16 protein-coding genes are annotated in these 16,918 nt (G+C 58.3%); 10 read left to right on the top strand and 6 right to left on the bottom strand.

All coding sequences use genetic code 11. The annotated features are described in order from the left end of the window. Positions 1-157: 157 nt before the first annotated feature. The 5 genes from KMP13_RS17070 to KMP13_RS17050 all read left to right on the top strand — a co-directional run bounded on the left by KMP13_RS17070 (position 158) and on the right by KMP13_RS17050 (position 5,848). Positions 158-1,090 carry a hypothetical protein gene (locus KMP13_RS17070; RefSeq protein WP_215267187.1) on the top strand — a complete coding sequence of 311 codons (933 nt, stop codon included), beginning with the start codon at positions 158-160 and terminating at the stop codon, positions 1,088-1,090. Continuing rightward, a complete protein-coding gene (gene scpA / locus KMP13_RS17065) occupies positions 1,056-3,182 on the top strand; it encodes a methylmalonyl-CoA mutase (protein ID WP_215267186.1) in 2,127 nt (708 codons plus the stop codon). The genes KMP13_RS17070 and scpA overlap by 35 nt, the downstream gene beginning before the upstream one ends. A gap of 287 nt (positions 3,183-3,469) precedes the next feature. Continuing rightward, positions 3,470-4,069 (top strand): VOC family protein, encoded by a 600-nt coding sequence (locus KMP13_RS17060; RefSeq protein ID WP_215267185.1) that lies wholly within the window; start codon positions 3,470-3,472, stop codon positions 4,067-4,069. 104 nt (positions 4,070-4,173) lie between these two features. Beyond that, the gene (locus KMP13_RS17055) at positions 4,174-4,872 is read left to right on the top strand and encodes a molecular chaperone DjiA (RefSeq protein WP_215267184.1); all 699 of its coding nucleotides are present in this window, start codon (positions 4,174-4,176) and stop codon (positions 4,870-4,872) included. Next, positions 4,853-5,848 carry an endonuclease/exonuclease/phosphatase family protein gene (locus tag KMP13_RS17050; protein WP_215267183.1) on the top strand — a complete coding sequence of 332 codons (996 nt, stop codon included), beginning with the start codon at positions 4,853-4,855 and terminating at the stop codon, positions 5,846-5,848. Before KMP13_RS17055 ends, KMP13_RS17050 begins: the two co-directional genes overlap by 20 nt. 236 nt (positions 5,849-6,084) lie before the next feature. Here the strand turns inward: KMP13_RS17050 and KMP13_RS17045 are convergent, their stop codons facing one another. Continuing rightward, positions 6,085-6,969: a LysR substrate-binding domain-containing protein gene (locus KMP13_RS17045; protein ID WP_215267182.1), complete on the bottom strand. Its 885-nt coding sequence runs from the start codon at positions 6,967-6,969 to the stop codon at positions 6,085-6,087. Positions 6,970-7,084: 115 nt separating this feature from the next. On the opposite strand from KMP13_RS17045, the gene KMP13_RS17040 reads away from it, so the two are divergent. Further along, entirely contained in the window at positions 7,085-7,300 is a 216-nt protein-coding gene (locus KMP13_RS17040) for a DUF1127 domain-containing protein (RefSeq protein WP_215267181.1), read from the top strand. Between the two features lie 127 nt (positions 7,301-7,427). Continuing rightward, a complete protein-coding gene (locus KMP13_RS17035) occupies positions 7,428-7,874 on the top strand; it encodes a hypothetical protein (RefSeq protein ID WP_353055727.1) in 447 nt (148 codons plus the stop codon). Positions 7,875-7,931: 57 nt separating this feature from the next. Here KMP13_RS17035 and KMP13_RS17030 read toward each other — a convergent pair whose 3' ends face one another. The 4 genes from KMP13_RS17030 to KMP13_RS17015 form a co-directional block, all read right to left on the bottom strand. Next, the gene (locus KMP13_RS17030; protein WP_215267180.1) at positions 7,932-9,473 is read right to left on the bottom strand and encodes a Ppx/GppA family phosphatase; all 1,542 of its coding nucleotides are present in this window, start codon (positions 9,471-9,473) and stop codon (positions 7,932-7,934) included. A 91-nt stretch (positions 9,474-9,564) separates the two neighbouring features. Further along, a complete protein-coding gene (locus KMP13_RS17025) occupies positions 9,565-10,266 on the bottom strand; it encodes an HdaA/DnaA family protein (protein WP_215267179.1) in 702 nt (233 codons plus the stop codon). Continuing rightward, entirely contained in the window at positions 10,267-11,415 is a 1,149-nt protein-coding gene (locus KMP13_RS17020) for an AI-2E family transporter (protein WP_215267178.1), read from the bottom strand. It abuts the gene before it with no gap. A gap of 263 nt (positions 11,416-11,678) precedes the next feature. After that, entirely contained in the window at positions 11,679-13,145 is a 1,467-nt protein-coding gene (locus KMP13_RS17015; RefSeq protein ID WP_215267177.1) for a hypothetical protein, read from the bottom strand. A 144-nt stretch (positions 13,146-13,289) separates the two neighbouring features. Here KMP13_RS17015 and proS point away from each other — a divergent pair, with 144 nt between their 5' ends. From proS to KMP13_RS17000, 3 genes are all read left to right on the top strand, one after another. Next, positions 13,290-14,645: a proline--tRNA ligase gene (proS, locus tag KMP13_RS17010; RefSeq protein WP_215267176.1), complete on the top strand. Its 1,356-nt coding sequence runs from the start codon at positions 13,290-13,292 to the stop codon at positions 14,643-14,645. A 103-nt stretch (positions 14,646-14,748) separates the two neighbouring features. Next, positions 14,749-15,045, top strand: a complete 297-nt coding sequence (locus KMP13_RS17005; RefSeq protein WP_215267175.1) for a hypothetical protein — start codon at positions 14,749-14,751, stop codon at positions 15,043-15,045. Positions 15,046-15,162: 117 nt separating this feature from the next. Further along, positions 15,163-15,567, top strand: a complete 405-nt coding sequence (locus tag KMP13_RS17000) for a hypothetical protein (protein WP_215267174.1) — start codon at positions 15,163-15,165, stop codon at positions 15,565-15,567. Positions 15,568-16,296: 729 nt separating this feature from the next. Here KMP13_RS17000 and KMP13_RS16995 read toward each other — a convergent pair. Beyond that, the gene (locus tag KMP13_RS16995) at positions 16,297-16,782 is read right to left on the bottom strand and encodes a GNAT family N-acetyltransferase (RefSeq protein ID WP_215267173.1); all 486 of its coding nucleotides are present in this window, start codon (positions 16,780-16,782) and stop codon (positions 16,297-16,299) included. Positions 16,783-16,918 lie beyond the last annotated feature (136 nt).

Below are 16,918 nucleotides of genomic sequence, written 5' to 3'. Positions count from 1 at the left end.
TATATGCCATGATGACCAAAATGCGATGGGCGATGTGCAGAAGCCCCGAAAAAAACACATGGTGTTAACCATCCTGGAAGGACCTGCGGAACAAGCTGGCAACAGTTTCGCATTCTTTGCTGCTTTGACAGCCTCCGGCAGAAGGACCGGTCCGACCATGAAAGTGTTTTTGCACATCGGCGCCCATCGCTGCGCCACCACGACATTCCAGGAATATATGCGCCAGAACCGCGCGCAAACCGCCCATGACGGCATCGCCTATTGGGGGCCGCAGGTGACCCGCTCTGGCCTGTTCCAAGGGGTCCTGCCGGGGCCACAACTGCTGCCCAAGGGCGACGCCAACCAGCGCGCACGGGGACGCATCAAACTGAAACTTGCCGCCGAACGTGCCACGGGGTTTGACCAGCTGGTGGTCTCGGATGAAAACATCCTCGGCTCGATGCGCCAGAACCTGCATCTGGGCACGCTCTATGCGGATGCGGGCGACCGTCTCAACCGATTTGGCGCCGCCTTTGATGGGGAGTTGACCGACATCGTGGTCAATATCCGCGCCCTTGATCACTATTGGACCTCGGCGCTGACCTATGGTGTGGCGCGCGGCTTTCCTTTCCCAACCGAAGACATGCTGGACCGTTATGCCAAGTCGCAGCGCAGCTGGCGCGATGTGATCACCGATATCGCAACCGCACTACCAAACGTGAACATCTGGGTGCAACCTTTTGAAACCTTTGGCGGACGCCCCAATGCGCAGCTCAGCTCGATGACCGGCATGCGTGCCCCGCGTGCCCACGCTCGCATCCGTCTGGCGCGCTCTCCGCGTGTGGAGGAACTGTCGGCCTATTTGATGGATCAGGATGCGGCCAAACTGGCGGACCAATTTGGCCTGTGGCGCCCCTTCAATGCCGAGCAAACCGCGCTCCTGCGCGAGGCCTACGCCGACGATATCATGTGGCTGGTGGCTGGAGCCGATGGGCTCGCCCGGATTGCCGAAGACAACCAAGACCAAGCGGGAGATTCAAAAACATTCCGCAGAACATTGACACGAGGAAGGCCCAATGACCAAAACCGACGATTGGCGGGATCTGGCTGAAAAAGAGCTGCGCGGACGCCCGCTTGACGACCTGACCTGGAACACGCTCGAAGGCATCGAGGTCAAGCCGCTATATACCGAAGATGACACCAAGGAGCTCCCTCATATGGGCTCCTTGCCGGGCAAAGGCCCCTTTACCCGCGGGGTAAAAGCCACAATGTATGCCGGCCGTCCCTGGACGATCCGCCAATACGCCGGCTTCTCCACCGCCGAGGAATCCAACGCATTTTACCGCCGTAATCTGGCGGCAGGCCAACAGGGTGTCTCGGTCGCTTTTGATCTGGCAACCCACCGGGGCTATGACAGCGACCACCCGCGGGTGGAAGGCGATGTGGGCAAGGCCGGCGTTGCCATCGACAGTGTCGAGGATATGAAGATCCTCTTTGACGGCATCCCCTTGGACAAAGTCTCGGTCTCGATGACCATGAACGGTGCGGTGATCCCAATTCTGGCGTCCTTCATTGTCGCAGGCGAAGAGCAGGGTCACGACAAGGCGCTGTTGTCCGGCACCATTCAGAACGACATTCTAAAAGAATTCATGGTGCGCAACACCTATATCTACCCGCCCGAACCCTCGATGCGGCTGATCTCGGACATCATCGAATATACCTCTAACGAGATGCCGAAATTCAATTCGATCTCCATTTCCGGCTACCACATGCAGGAAGCTGGCGCGAACCTGGTGCAGGAGCTTGCCTATACGCTGGCGGATGGGCGCGAATATGTGCGCGCGGCGATGGATGCGGGAATGGATGTCGACAAATTCGCCGGCCGCCTGTCCTTCTTCTTTGCCATCGGGATGAATTTCTTCATGGAAATCGGCAAGTTGCGCGCAGCCCGGACCCTGTGGCACCGGGTTATGACCGATTTTGGCGCCAAGAATGAACGCTCCAAAATGCTGCGCACCCATTGTCAGACCTCGGGCGTGTCGCTGCAGGAGCAAGACCCGTACAATAACGTGGTTCGCACCGCTTATGAGGCGATGTCGGCGGTTCTGGGCGGCACCCAAAGCCTGCACACAAATGCTCTGGATGAGGCGATTGCGCTGCCCACGGATTTCTCGGCCCGCATCGCCCGCAACACGCAGCTGGTCCTGCAGGAAGAGACCGGCGTCACCAATGTGGTCGACCCGCTGGCGGGCAGCTACTACGTGGAAAGCTTGACCAATGATCTGATCGAAAAAGCCTGGGCCCTGATGGAAGAGGTCGAGGACATGGGGGGCATGACCAAAGCCGTCGCCTCGGGCATGCCGAAATTGCGGATCGAAGAAAGTGCCGCGCGTCGCCAGGCGATGATTGATCGCAGCGAAGAGGTGATCGTCGGCGTCAACAAATACCGTAAAGACAAAGAAGACCCGATCGACATTCTGGATGTGGACAATGTTGCGGTACGGGAAAGCCAGATCGCGCGTCTCGACCAGATCCGCAGCAGTCGGGACGAGGCGGCTTGTGTGGCCGCCCTGGACGAAGTCACGCGCCGCGCCAAAGAGGGGGGGAATGTGTTGGAAGCCGCCGTCGAAGCCGCCCGCGCACGGGCGTCTGTTGGAGAGATCAGCATGGCAATGGAAAAGGAATTCGGCCGCCACTCGGCGGAGGTGAAGACTTTGGCAGGTGTCTATGGCGCAGCCTATGAGGGCGACGAAGGGTTTGCCGCCATCCAGAAATCCATCGAGACCTTCGCCGAAGAAGAGGGCCGCCGCCCGCGTCTGTTGGTAGTTAAGATGGGGCAGGACGGGCATGATCGCGGGGCCAAAGTGATTGCAACCGCCTTTGCCGATATCGGTTTTGACGTGGACGTAGGTCCGCTGTTCCAGACGCCGGAAGAGGCCGCACAAGACGCCATCGACAATGACGTGCATGTTGTGGGGATCTCGTCTCAGGCAGCGGGGCACAAGACACTGGCACCTCAGTTGGTTGAAGAGCTGAAGAAGCAGGGCGCAGGCGACATCATCGTGATCTGCGGTGGCGTGATCCCGCAGCAGGACTATGAGTTCCTCTATGGTGCTGGTGTGAAGGCAATTTTTGGCCCCGGCACCAATATTCCGGAAGCGGCTGAGGATATCCTCAAACTGATCCGCGAAGCCCGCGCCTAACACACGCGACGTCTGGGCACGGGCAGGGACGTTCTCCCGCGCCCGCAGCTGTACATGCCTTTGGCACATACAGCTTCTGTGCGACCTTGGGCACGGCAGGCGCGCCGGGGAAACCCCGGCGCGCCTGCCGCGCATTTGCGCGCTCGTCCGAGCGCGCAAATGCGCCACCCCCAACGCAAGCCGTCTCACATTTTGTGGGACAGGCGACGGGCGGGAGGGGGCCCTTGGCTTTTTTGCTAAAACCTTCATGATCGAGTTCCGAAAACTCATGAACTGAGGGTAGGTTGATGTTAGAATTGGATCATTTGGTTGTCGCTGGGGAGACATTGGCGGATGCACGGGGCCATGTGGAACAGGCCCTTGGGGTTGCAATGCAGCCCGGGGGCCAGCATGCGGTCTTTGGCACCCATAACGCGCTCCTCCACCTTGAGGGCGGGATTTATATTGAGGCTATCGCAAAAGAGCCCGACGTTGTTCCTGAATACAGCCCCTGTTGGTACGCTTTGGACCAATTTTCCGGCCCCGCCCACCTGTCGAACTGGGCCTGCCGCACGGATTTCCCGCAACAGGCCGCCACCCGCTGGCCGGAGGCCGGGTCACAGATCGCGCTGGCGCGCGGTGATTTGCGCTGGCAGATGTTTGTGCCGGACTGCGGCCGTCTTCCCTATGATAATCTATTTCCCGCCGTGCTGTCCTGGCAAGGATCACATCCGGCCGCACGGCTGTCTCCAAAAGGATGCCGATTGCGTCGCCTGATTGTGTTCCACCCACAAGCCATTGAATTACAAACAACTCTAGGGATCACAGACAATCGCGTGGTGTTTGAGGTCGGCGCGCCCGGCCTAAGGGCTGAGATCGACACACCTCACGGATTGCGCATCTTGTGACCGCACGGACATCAAAGCACGCACGTTGATCGGCAGCACAGTTTTCCCCGCTTTGCGACGCTTTGGCCACTGACATCACATTCGCCAGCAGATATGATCACCACATGTCACTCTGGACCCGCATATCCGACGCATTGTCCGCCCTGGCCAAGGGCGCAAGCCTGTCTGAGGTGTTCGAACATCTGCGCACACCGCCTGAACGTTCGGTCGGATTTGCCATCGCGGTTGTCGCGCTGGGGGCCAAGATGGCCAAGGCTGACGGGCTGGTCACACGGGATGAGGTGACGGCCTTTCGCGAGGTGTTTCGTATTGCTCCGGGCGATGAAGCAGGCGCGGCAAAGGTCTTTAACCTCGCCCGCCAAGATGTTGCAGGCTATCAAGATTATGCCCGTCGCATCCAGGCGATGTTTGCCGATGACCCGACCACGCTATGTGATCTGATGGAAGGTCTGTTTCACATCGCCATGGCGGACGGGTTCTATCACCCCGGCGAAAACGCCTTTCTGGAAGAGGTGAGCGAAATCTTTGGTCAGACATCTCAGCAATTCTCGGCCCTGCGCGCGCGGTTTGTGCCGGATGCTCCGCGCGACCCATACACGGTGCTGGGCGTCAGCCCCACGGCCTCCAAGGATGAGATCCGCAAACACTGGCGCCGCCTGGTGCGCGAAACTCATCCCGATGCCATGATGGCACGCGGGGTGCCCGAAGAGGCGGTGCGCCTGGCGGAGAAAAAGATGATCGACATCAACCGCGCCTGGGATCAGATTAACGGCTGCGGTGGTCATGCGTCTCACCACATATAATGTCGAATGGTTCGCCACCCTGTTTGATCGGGACGATGCGCTGATCCTTAATGGAACACGCTCAAGCCGGTTTGACGTCACACGTGCCGAACAAGCCGCTGCGTTGGCGACCGTCTTTCAAGCGATTGATTCTGATGCGGTTCTGGTGGTGGAGGCCCCGGATACGGGACGCAGTCGAAACACCATTCGCGCGCTGGAACATTTTGCCAGTTGGGCTGGCATCCGCGCGCGACGGGCCGCAATCGGCTTTGCCAATGACACCCAGCAAGAGATCGCGCTGCTTTATGACCCGGACGTGCTGACTGCGCGTCACACCCCACGCAGCCACGCCAGTGCACCGCAGTTTGATGGCGTGTTCGAACTCGATCTGGACGTGGACGAAAAGGTGGACGAGGTGCGTTTCTCCAAACCACCGCTTGAGCTGGAGATCACCACCCCTGGCGGTCAGACACTGCAGCTGATTGGCGCCCATCTGAAGTCCAAGGCGCCACACGGCGCGCGAACGGACGAAGATGTCATGCGGATCTCGATTGCCAATCGACGCAAGCAATTGGCCCAGGCGATCTGGCTGCGCCGCAGGGTAGCTTGGCATTTGGAACAGGGCCACGACCTTTTGGTGATGGGCGATCTAAATGATGGCCCAGGTCTGGATGAATATGAGGCGCTGTTTGGTCGATCCTCGGTTGAAATTGTTATGGGGGAAGAGCTCTTTGACCCCCACGCACAGATCCTGTGTCAGCAAAGGCCAACCGGCTTGCCCGCAACTGCGCGGTTTTTTGACCGGGTTCGAAAACGGTTCTTTGGCGCTTTGCTGGACTATGTGATGATCTCCCCCGGTTTGCGCAGGCATGACCCACAGTGGCGGATCTGGCACCCGTTCGACGATGCGGAGATCTATGCCGATACTGCCTTGCGCACAGCGCTTCTGCAGGCCTCGGACCACTTTCCCGTGACGCTGGATCTTCAGATCAACTGAACACAACAGCGGCCTGCGAACGCGTTCGCAATCGTGCCCTCCCGCCCGTCACCTGCTGTGCCAGAGCACAGCGGTTCCCGTTGGGCGTGGCGCGGACCCAAAGGGTCCGCGCGGCAGGCAACCCGTCAGGGTTGCCTGCCCGGCCCAAGGCCGCCAAGGGGTCATGCCGCAGGCAGGCACCTGCGGGCGCGGGAGGGTTTGTTTGCGGCTGGGCGAGACATCCAAAACGGCGCGTCTTACGCCCGTGCCTCTTGCCTTAACCAATCGAGGAACAACTCTGCCGCTTGTGGCGCGGGGCGATGGTTGGGCAAGGCCGCCAGGAACCCATCCTTACCGTGCACAAATCCCAGTGGTGCGATCAGGCGTCCTTGCTCTAGGTCCTGTGCGACCAAACGCCGTTCGGTCAATGCCATGCCCATGCCAGCAGCGGCAGCCTCCAGTGCCAGAATATGGTGCGGGTGTTCGCGCATCTCGGGGCTGTGGATCTGACGGCCGGAAATCTCTTCCCACGCCGCCCAGGCCGATGGCCCTCCGGCATGGCTGAAGCGCATCGCCACCTGGCCCCCGGCCGCGTTCGGTTCAAACGGGTAGTTAGGCGCGCAGACAGGGCCATAGGCTGCATCCCCCATGACCACCGTATGAAAGCCGGGCCCAACCGGGCCGCGCAAACGGTCATAGCTCAGCAATATGTCGAAATCCTGGCCCGAATATCGCGGCTGCCCGGCAACCAAACCTGACATGAGCAAAGTGATCTCCACCTCTGGGTGGGTCGCATAAAACCGGGGCAGGCGCGGGGTCAGCCAGCGGGTGGCAAAGGTCGCGCCAACTGCAATCCGCAACACCTGCTGTTCAGACCCACGGCGCAACTCTGTCGCCAGCTCCCCGAGCCTGCGCAGCATCGGTGACAACGCCTCCTGCAGCCGCGCCCCGCGTTCAGTCAGAACCAGCCCGGTGCCAGATTTGCGAAACAGATCACCGCCCAGGTCTTCCGCCAGATGTTTGATCTGCTTGCTCACCGCGCCATGGGTGCGCCCCAGCTCGCTGGCCGCCGCCGTGACCGACCCCAACCGGGCGGTGGCTTCAAAGGCGGGCAGGGCGGTGAGTGGCGGAAGATGTGACAATCCGTATGTTCCTATTCCTCACGAATTATGTGCGAATAATTCGATTTTTCTCCAATAATCCACAAGATATACCAAGCTCACAAGACATCAGTGTGAAGAAAAGGACATAAGGCCCATGGCGCAGGTCATCGCTTTCCCACGCCCGTTTCCGCAATCCACAACGCCTGTCTGCCCGCAGGCACACGGTTTGGCGCTCTATATCCAGCGGATCCAATATCGTCGCATGCTGGCCCGTGATCTTTTGCATGCGCCTGACAGTGCGTTGCAGGATGCAGGCCTGACCCGCGCGGATGTGCTGCGTGAGACGGCTAAACCCTTTTGGCGGGCATAACACTCAAAGGCAGACAGTGGGCGCGTGCAGCGGCGATTTCCCCGCGAAATCATCTGTGAATACCGGCGCAATCGGCCTATATAGGGCGCATGATCTTTTGCACCAACCTCACAGAGGAGAGCAGACCGTGATCGACCTGTTTCAGCCTATGCGCCATGCGCTTTTGTCCGCGACGATCCTTGCCGCGCTGACCCTATCAACAACAGCCCTGACGCCGTCCCAGGCCCATGCTCAAAGCCTGTTCTCCAATGACGCGCCCGAAGCCGGAGCGGAGGCTGACAGCGGTGGCTCCCTGATGGAACGAGGCGCCGAATTGTTCCTGCGTGGCCTGCGGGATGAGATGGCACCCGCGCTGGAGGGCGTTCAGGAGTTGATGGGGGAGATCGGTCCGTCCATGGGCGAATTCCTCTCCACCATGGGGCCTGCCTTGGCCGATATCGCGGCCAAGGTTGAGGATTGGAATGTCTATGAGCTGCCCGAGATGCTGCCCAACGGCGATATCATCATCCGCAAAAAACAGCGTGATGACCCGCTCCGGGACGACAAGGACGACAGCACAGATATCGAGATCTAGGGCGCAGACCGCATCGTTGCGCCCCGAAAACCGGGCGTAGAGACCCGTGAAATCACCTTAACGGCCGACGCGCAGTGATCCTTCGGCGTCCAGCGCGTCACAGAGCGATTTGAACCGTGCCTCTGCCGTTTCGGTGAACATCGGCGCGGTGCTTTTGTCGAGCCGCAGCTCCAGCACTTTTTTGCGTGGCTGCCATTTGAACGTGCCGATTTCAGTGTCGGTGCTGACCACCAGCATGGCGCCGAAACGCATGGCGCGTCCCAGGATTTCTGCTTCTTGGCGCTGCTTGTCGTCGATCAGATCGAACAACTGCCGAAAACGCGCGGCCGGGCGGCGTTTGCTGTAGCGCGACGTCAGTGCAAGGCCCACAAACACCCGTTCAGAATGGCGCAGACCGCCAAGATTGGCACGGGTTGCATTCTCAAAACAGACCTCGGCGCGGTAATCGGGATGGGCGCGCCAGCTCACGTCATGCAGCAGGCAGGCCGCTTTGATCAGCCGTTTCTTGGATGTATCTGCGCGGGGAAACAGCGGCAGCACAAAATCATAAAGCGCACGTCCAAAACCGGGCAGGCGCGCGTCCTTGTCTTCGGCAAACCGGCAGGCCTCAATCAGAGGGTCACGGTCGCGCAACGCCTGTGGCATCTGTTCAAACAGCAGCCCCTCGCGGATGCCATAGCTTGAGATGGCGATGTCTCGCGGTTTGAAGGTCTTGACCAGCCGCGACAGAACCTCGGCTGCATAGGGCACCAGCGACATCCGCGAGCTGGAAATTCCACAGGTCCGGCGCAGCTCTTGTAGATCCGCCTTGGCAATGTATTTCGCTGTGGCCTGCACGGCCTTTACCGACATCCGGTATTCATGCTGGACCTTCAACGGATAGCCGCGCCGCTCCATATCGATGCGGGCAATCGCGCGCCAGCTGCCGCCAACCAGAAACAATCGGTCGCGTTGGGGACCCATCTGTGTTTTCAACGTGCTGACAACAGCGTCAATATGAGCTTGGCGTCCGCGTTTGCCGCCCTTGATCTCTTTCAGCTTCAAGGGCCCGAGATCTGAGGTCACGCGCCGGCCCACCGTATTGTCCTGGATCTCGGCCAGCTCCAGTGAGGAGCCACCGATGTCGCAGATCAACCCATAGGCACCGGGCCAGCCGAGCAGCACGCCCTGCGCCGACAGGCGCGCCTCTTCCGGGCCGTCGATCACATGGATCACCAAGCCGGTTTCGCGCAACACATCGGCGCAGAAATCGGCGCCATCCTGGGCATCCCGCACCGCAGCAGTGGCGACCACAGTCAGATGCGGCAGCTTCATCCCATCCGCCAACAGCTTGAACCGCTGCATCGCGGCCAAGGCCCGTTCGCGCCCCTCGGGGTTCAGCTTACCGGTTTCCGACAGGCCCGCGCCAAGCGCGCACATGATCTTTTCGTTAAAGAAATAAGCGGGGCTGCGCGCCGCGCCGTCAAACACCACCATCCGCACCGAGTTGGAGCCAACATCCACCACACCCACCCGCGACAGGGCGCGCACATCCGGGTTGTTAAACAACGGAGGGCCGTAACCTCCCCAATCTGTTGCAATTTCGGAGGCTTCGTTCATGGCAGATCCGGGATTCGTGGCAGGGTCATATCACCCTCAAACTAGCGTGAAACTTTTGGGCAGGCCACCGCATTTGCCCATAAACTGTGCATTATTCGAGGGGAAGCTCATCTTGCCCCGGTGACGCCAGATCCGACAGCGCCCGGATGGCCAAGGGGCGCGACAGGCTGCGCTTCTCGCTAAGCGACAGCTGATCCAGCCGGGCGACAATCTGTGCGGCCTCCGCAAAGGTGCGATCCATATGGGCCACCAGATAGGGGATCACGTCGGGTTTTGGGGCAATCTGGCGATCATTGAACAGTTTTGCCAGCACCACCGCGAGCAACGCATCATCGGGGGCCTGCAATTCGGCGTGGGTTGCCGCCTGCACCCGGCTTTGCAGATCGGGCAGGGTCAGCGACCAATGGTTTGGCGCAGGCCGGCCGGTCATCATCAGGGCATGACCTGCCGCCAGCACCAGATTGTGAAGGTGAAACAGCGCTTCTTGTGCGGCGGGGTCCAGCGCAATATCGGGGACGTCTTCTACTACCATCGGACCTTCGGAGAGGGTGGCGATGTCCTCATGGGGCAAGGCATGGGCAGGGATAACCCAAGCCCCGGACTGGCGCGCCCAGACATGGGCCAAGTGGGTTTTGCCTGCACCTTTGGGTCCGGTCAGAACCATCTTGCCACTGGGCCAGTGAAACGCCGGATCAAGCAAAGCCACCGCCATCGCATTCGACGGCGCTACAAAGAAGTCCTCCCGCTCCAGCGCCGGTTTTGTCGGCAGATCAAAGCTGAGCTGTTGGGCCATTCAGGCCTCGTCCTCGGCCGCCGCCTCTGCGATTTCCTCGGCCAGACGTTCGTGAATGGTCAGGCCCCGATACAGGCGACTGTCCAGATATTGATCCACCAGAAACCGCGCCAGAACCCCAAGGGCTGCCGCAATCGGCACCGCGACCAACATGCCGACAAAGCCAAACAGCGCGCCGAACACCGACAGGGCCAGCAGCAGCCAGACCGGGTGCAGACCGACCGAATTTCCGACCAGTTTCGGGGTGAGGAAGTTGCCCTCAACCACTTGACCTGCAATGAAAATCGCCGCGACAACGCCGATGCGGAACCAGTCGGTGGCATGGGTGATCGTATCGCCATCCACAACCTCGATCGCGCCCCAATATTGAAACAGCGCCAGCCCGATGGCCAGCGCGCCGCCAATCAAGGAGCCGAGGTAGGGGATGAACGTCACCAGCCCCGCCACAAAGCCAACCGCCAGGCCAAAGTTCAGCCCCACCGCCATCAAAGCCACCGCGTAATAGGTGCCCAGGATCAGACAGACCGTGCCCATGCCACGAATGAAGGAGGCAATCACCGCGTCCACATCACCCGCCAACTTGCGGATCACCGGCGCATGATCCAGCGGCAGCAAGGCATCAATACGCGCGATCATCCGGTCCCAGTCTAACAACAGATAGACCGACACCACGGGCGCAATCACCAACAGCACCAGCACATTCAACAAGGACACCGCCGAGCCAAGCGCGGTCTCAAGGATCACCACGGATTTCTCGCGCAGCGTCGTGCTAAAGGTCTCAAGGATCTGATGGATCCGGCTTTGCTGGTCAAAGATCTGCGGGAACTGGTCTTGCGCGAAACTGCGCAGATTGCCCAGCACATCTGGCAGGACCCGCACCAGATCGATCATCTGACCAATTAGGGTCGGCAGCACGATCAGCAGGACCAGCAAAAAGACCACAAGCGCGCCAATGGTAATCGCCGCCGTCGCCCCGGTGCGCGACAGGCCCCAGTCTTCCAGCCGGTCGGCGACCGGGTCGATCATATAGGCAATCGCCGCGCCTAGGATAAAGGGCAGCAGCACATCGCCAAGCGCCCACATGACCACGGCAAAAACCACCGCCGCAACGCCCCAATATTGAAACTGTTTCTTCGCAGGCAAGGCCATAACGGCTCCTTGAGGCTAAATTTACAAATCCACGCGCCATTTCTCCCCGACCACGCCCCCGGTTGCAAGTCCCGCAGATCAGACGGGCGTGGATAAGCCGGGGACAGAGTGGGATTTGCTGGGGATGGGGTAGTTTCCTTGCACCCAGCCCGCCAAAGGCGGGCAACGCCTGACCTTCCCGTCACGCCATAGGCGTGCTTTCAGTACGACGAAGGCGCTTTGCACCTCCCTAAAGTCAGGCGCGGGGACTTGTCATTGAACGCTTATTTTACAAAGCTATTTGGGGTATCTTGGCTTGGGTTACGAAAAGCCCAATCTAAGCATCCGACTAAGCACGACCTTGCTAGGTATTCGACTTGGGACCTAACTTCGATCCAGTCCTGCGTAAACTGGTCGTCCCACTTTTGCGTTCCGCTGCCGCTGAATGGGCCGTGAAGCATTCTCCGGCGCCCGTCAAATACGCGTTTTAAGAACTCTTTGATGGTCGTTCCGTCATTCAGAAATTCGCTGTCGGGATCGGCTTCGCACATCTTGCTGATAAGGGCCAAGCGTTGAGTCTCATATTGACCTAGCGATAGGATGTCCAAACAGGTTGCAAATCCCGTAATTGCCACAAGGTCCATTTCGGCAATGCAAGCGTTTCGAAACCAATAAAGCGCTTGGGAAAGCACACCGCGAACAGCTGGATTCGAGTATTGACCCTTTGGCGACAAATTCCACTCAATTACATCCCCCACGGATTTAAGAACGGGGTCAAACCTTGTTAGCATTTTTTCAAACGGTGTTTCGTCTATGTAAGAGGCGTAGGGCCTAACGTATTGATGCACCCCTCCGAGCGCTAAGCCGCTTTTTGTGAAAAACAAAATGGGGCTGTCTCTCTGCTCTGCGCGATATGAAAACGATAGCCCTTGAAGCGCACTTGAGGGCTGTGTCCACATCAAAGAAATCCCGGTGAGAGCTGTTTGGACTGCCTTTGGCGCGCGTGTGTAGCTCAGATCACTTCCAAGGCCGGGCATTGTTACAGTGCTTACATAGGGAAATTCTCCTACGGCGTTAAGGATCGACCCCTCTGTGCATGAGTCTTTGGAGGGGCGCCGGGGACGAAGTGTTTCTCCGTTCCAATGTCTCAAAATTCGCCGTTTGGTAGATGATGATATTTGTGATGGTAGTTCGCCTTGAGTGATCTCGATAACCCTGCTGCGTGCCCCTATTTTGGAAGTGCGCTTTTCGGTTGATTTGCGTTCCAACCAAACTGCACGCGGTTCAAATCGCACAGACCCAATATCGAAGGGAGATACGTTTGGTTCGCTAACCAGCGAACAGCCAAAGCAGTACTCTCGCCCACCCTGGTCCTTAATTTTGTCGATCGAGTCGCCGACATAGTTCTCGAAATGTTTTAAAAACGACTGGCAGTTTTCTTCAGTGTTTCCGCCTGTCCTAACTTCGAGAAGGGTATTGGCGACAGCGTGCTCCACAACGTTTTTGAAGTCTTTATGCGTAAAGAATTGTTTGGGATCTGTTTCTATTGAATAAACTGCACGACGCAGTCGGTTCGCGAGCTCTACTGTCTTTCGTGTTACATAGACAACGTTCCCGTCTCCAAGGCCGAGCATGGGAGGGAATTCTTTGGGTTCGTTTTTTCCGATTGCGTCTTCGTTTTCGTCCAAATCCAGAAGGATTTCACGCACTATCTCTTCCATGTTTGCGTTCAGCACAGCCTCAAATTCCATCGCCCGTCAAATCACCTTTGACGCGAGTCTAGCGCAATCCTGTCGCGCCTGCCAATGCTGTCCTGCGTATCTCCGCCCTTGCCCCGCGTGCACGCAGCTTCTAAACCACTCCTCAAACCTCAAGACACATTTGATGGAGCCAAGATGCGCCTGTCCCGTTACTTCCTGCCGGTTCTCAAAGAGAACCCTTCTGAGGCCCAGATTGTCAGCCACCGGTTGATGCTGCGCGCTGGTATGATCAAACAATCTTCGGCTGGGATCTATTCCTGGCTGCCGCTGGGCTTTAAGGTTCTGAAAAAGATCGAAGGCATCGTGCACGAAGAACAGATGCGCGCCGGTCACATCCCGCTGTTGATGCCAACGATGCAGCCTGCAGAGCTGTGGAAGGAATCCGGGCGCTACGATGACTACGGCGAAGAGATGCTGCGCATCAATGACCGCCACGATCGCGACATGCTGTTTGGCCCGACCAACGAAGAGATGATCACCGACATCTTCCGCGCCCATGTCAGCTCGTACAAAGATCTGCCGCTGACGCTCTACCACATCCAGTGGAAATTCCGCGACGAGATCCGCCCGCGGTTCGGCGTGATGCGCGGCCGTGAGTTCCTGATGAAGGACGGGTATAACTTTGACCTGACCAAGGAAGATGCGCTGCATGCCTATAACCGCCATCTGGTGACGTATTTGCGCACCTATGAACGCATGGGTCTGCAGGCGATCCCGATGCGTGCGGATGGTGGTCCCATCGGTGGCGACTATACCCATGAATTCCTGGTGCTGGCTGAAACAGGCGAGAGTGAAGTTTTCTATGACAGCGCGGTTACCGATCTGACCTTTGGCGATCGTGAGATTGACTACGACAGCGTTGAAGAGTGCCAGGGCGTGCTGGAAGAGTTCACCACCAAATACGCGCGCACTGATGAAACTCATGAAGCGGCGCTGTTTGACGAAGTGCCCGAAGAGCGCCGTCGCGTGGCACGCGGGATTGAGGTCGGCCAGATCTTCTACTTTGGCACCAAATACTCCGAAGCGCTGGGCGCTACTGTTCAAGCGAGTGAAGGCAAGCCACAACCTGTGCACATGGGCAGTCACGGCATTGGTGTGTCTCGCCTGCTGGGCGCCATTATTGAGGCCAACCACGACGACAATGGCATCATCTGGCCCGAAGGTGTTACCCCGTTCCACTGTGGGATCGTGAACCTCAAACAAGGGGACGAGGCCGCCAATGCAGCCTGTGATGACCTTTACGCGCAGCTGACCGCCGCCGGACTTGATCCGCTGTATGATGATCGCAAGGAACGCGCCGGTGGCAAATTCGCGACCATGGATCTGATCGGTCTGCCCTGGCGCATTACCGTGGGGCCTCGTGGTCTCAAAAACGGCGTGGTCGAACTGACGTCGCGCCGTAGCGGCGAAAGCGAAGAGCTGGCACCCGAAGCGGCCGTGGCCAAGATCATCGAGATCTACAAAGATCACCCAACCCCGCAGGGGTTCTGATCTAACCCAGTGGGTTGGTGAAAAAAGCTCCCGCACGCGAAACCGTGCGGGAGCTTTTTTTAGCACAAGACGGCGCGGTTGCATCAAACGTGGGTAAAGGCGCATGGAACAATCCATCGGTGTTGCCGAGAAGGCGAGGGAGCTGGCTTGGACCCTTTGGGACCCAATTGGCCTCAGTGAAATTATGGGAGGCTGGAAGGGCCAACCCTTCGAGGATGAGTATGATCGCTATATGTCGCAGGCGATCAAGATGCGCCAACACGGGGATAGCATTCAGGATGTTGTCACGTATTTCCTCTGGGTTGAGATCGACCACATGGGGCTTGGTTCAGGACGTGCGGACCAGAACGCACGGGCGCTGCAACTTGCCACAGCGGTTTTTGAACTGCCACTAGAGTAGTGGTTATGGTCAAATTGGACATAAAGGATACTCCTGCACGTCCTGCGGGTTTTTTACGTTTATGTCGTCCAATCGTTTTCTGGCAATTCAGGCACGCTTTGATCGTTGAAAATAGATTTGGATCATGAGATTTGGCGTTGCCTACCGGGTGCTTGCGGCGTCGAAGACGTCTCAAGCGTTCTCAATCAGCTTTTGGTGCGCTGGGACAACGGGTTAGCGGAGGATCTGTTTTGGGAGAAACTCTACCACCGGGAAACGCTTTACCCAGTAATCTTTGCAGCTTTGCCTCGGCTTTGGAACATGTCAGAAACGGACGCGCAAGCAAGAGACCGCATTCTGCCTTGCCTGTCTCACGTGATCTATTGTGCCTTTGCTGAGTATGGGGCCGGTCGCATCATGTTGGACACTGCGAGCGACGCGATAGACGCGTCTGATGGCGCGCAATGGAATGCGCTCAAAGACTGGTTGCTGGCAACCGTTCCAGCGATCAACACGGCCTGTTTGGCGGCTGTTATTGCGTAACTGAACATTTGGCCCATCATTTGCTGAGTGGTACTTTGGCATCCAAGGGGATGTGGATGCTTCATGCTTACGTCACCGCTTGCGCGAGGTGTCATGACCTCTACTATTTTCATGAGTGTCGGCTTGAGGACGGCCGAGTTGAGCTGAAATTGACGGATAGGGAAATACGATACGCATTGAACCTTACCGCTCGGTGTGAGGCCCAACTTCTGGAACTGTCGAAGACCTTTCACGACATTCTGCGAGTGTTGGCACAAGACCAAACGTGCCTACCGCATTCCGCAGATAGGTGTCAGGCCAGCTTTTGGAAGGGTTGATACTGCGACCTCGGGTCTTTGTGGACGGGGCGGCTAACCTGTTGATGTAGGGCGAAGATTGAAATGTGCGTTACTATCTGGGCAGGCGTTTCAAAGAGGTATCCGCGGTTTTTAAGAACGGAAGCTGATATCGAAACCGACTTGATGTAGGATATTTGATCACGCGTTTGGACGGTCTTCAGCTGCAGTTACGTCTCAATACACGACCTATTGAAAAGATGCAATCGAACTCCTCCCGCCCGGCCTGTGGGGATGTAAAATCCCCTTGGCCAGTTGGGCGTGGCACCGGGCCAAAGGCCCGGTGCCACGCCCAACGCCTGAACCGGTGATCTGCAAAAGCAGAGCGCAGGGGCAGGGGGCGGGAGACGTTGGTGGTCTGGGCGAAAGGGGCGGCGCGTGGTGAACGCGGCAGCTACAGAGGGAATTCCGCTTCCATCCGGACGATCTCAATGGCAGGCAAAGCCTCACGACCCGGGACAGAGCCGCGTGCAACTTCGCGGAATCCCCATTTTTGATAAAAGCATACGGCACCCAGGCTGGAGGACACGCGGACACAACGTGTGGTGCTTGGTACAGTTTCCTGAACGGGCTGCGTGTATCCGCCTACGAGTGCGCGCTGCAAAGCCTGCGCCAGCGCTTTCTTCATTAAGCCTCGACCAATCCCACGCCCCGAGGCTTGGCTTGCCACAAACAGGCGAAGGATCTCACCCGGGACGCCCTGACTGTAGCCCACAGGTTCACGGTCCAGCTCAGCGATCCAAACCGCCCCTGCGGCGCAAGCGGCCTTGTAATAGTCTGGGCTGCGGTTGGCCATCCAGGTTGCCACCACTTCTGGCGCGTAAGGGGAAGGGCTCAGGCGTTGAACCGCGCTTTCAGTGATGGCAAAAACGGCGTTCACATCCTGCGCTGTGGAGGGTCGATAGATGACACTGTGTGATCCGTGACCTGAGCCCCTAAAACTCCTCCAGATTAGTGTAGAGTCCGCCCAACAAAAGGACGGACAAATGAAGGCACGATTCACGGATGAGCAGCTC

It is taken from the genome of Epibacterium ulvae, from assembly GCF_018678075.1.
GTDB classification, from domain to species: Bacteria; Pseudomonadota; Alphaproteobacteria; order Rhodobacterales; family Rhodobacteraceae; genus Epibacterium; species Epibacterium ulvae_A.
This window is presented reverse-complemented; position numbering and strand designations above follow the sequence as displayed.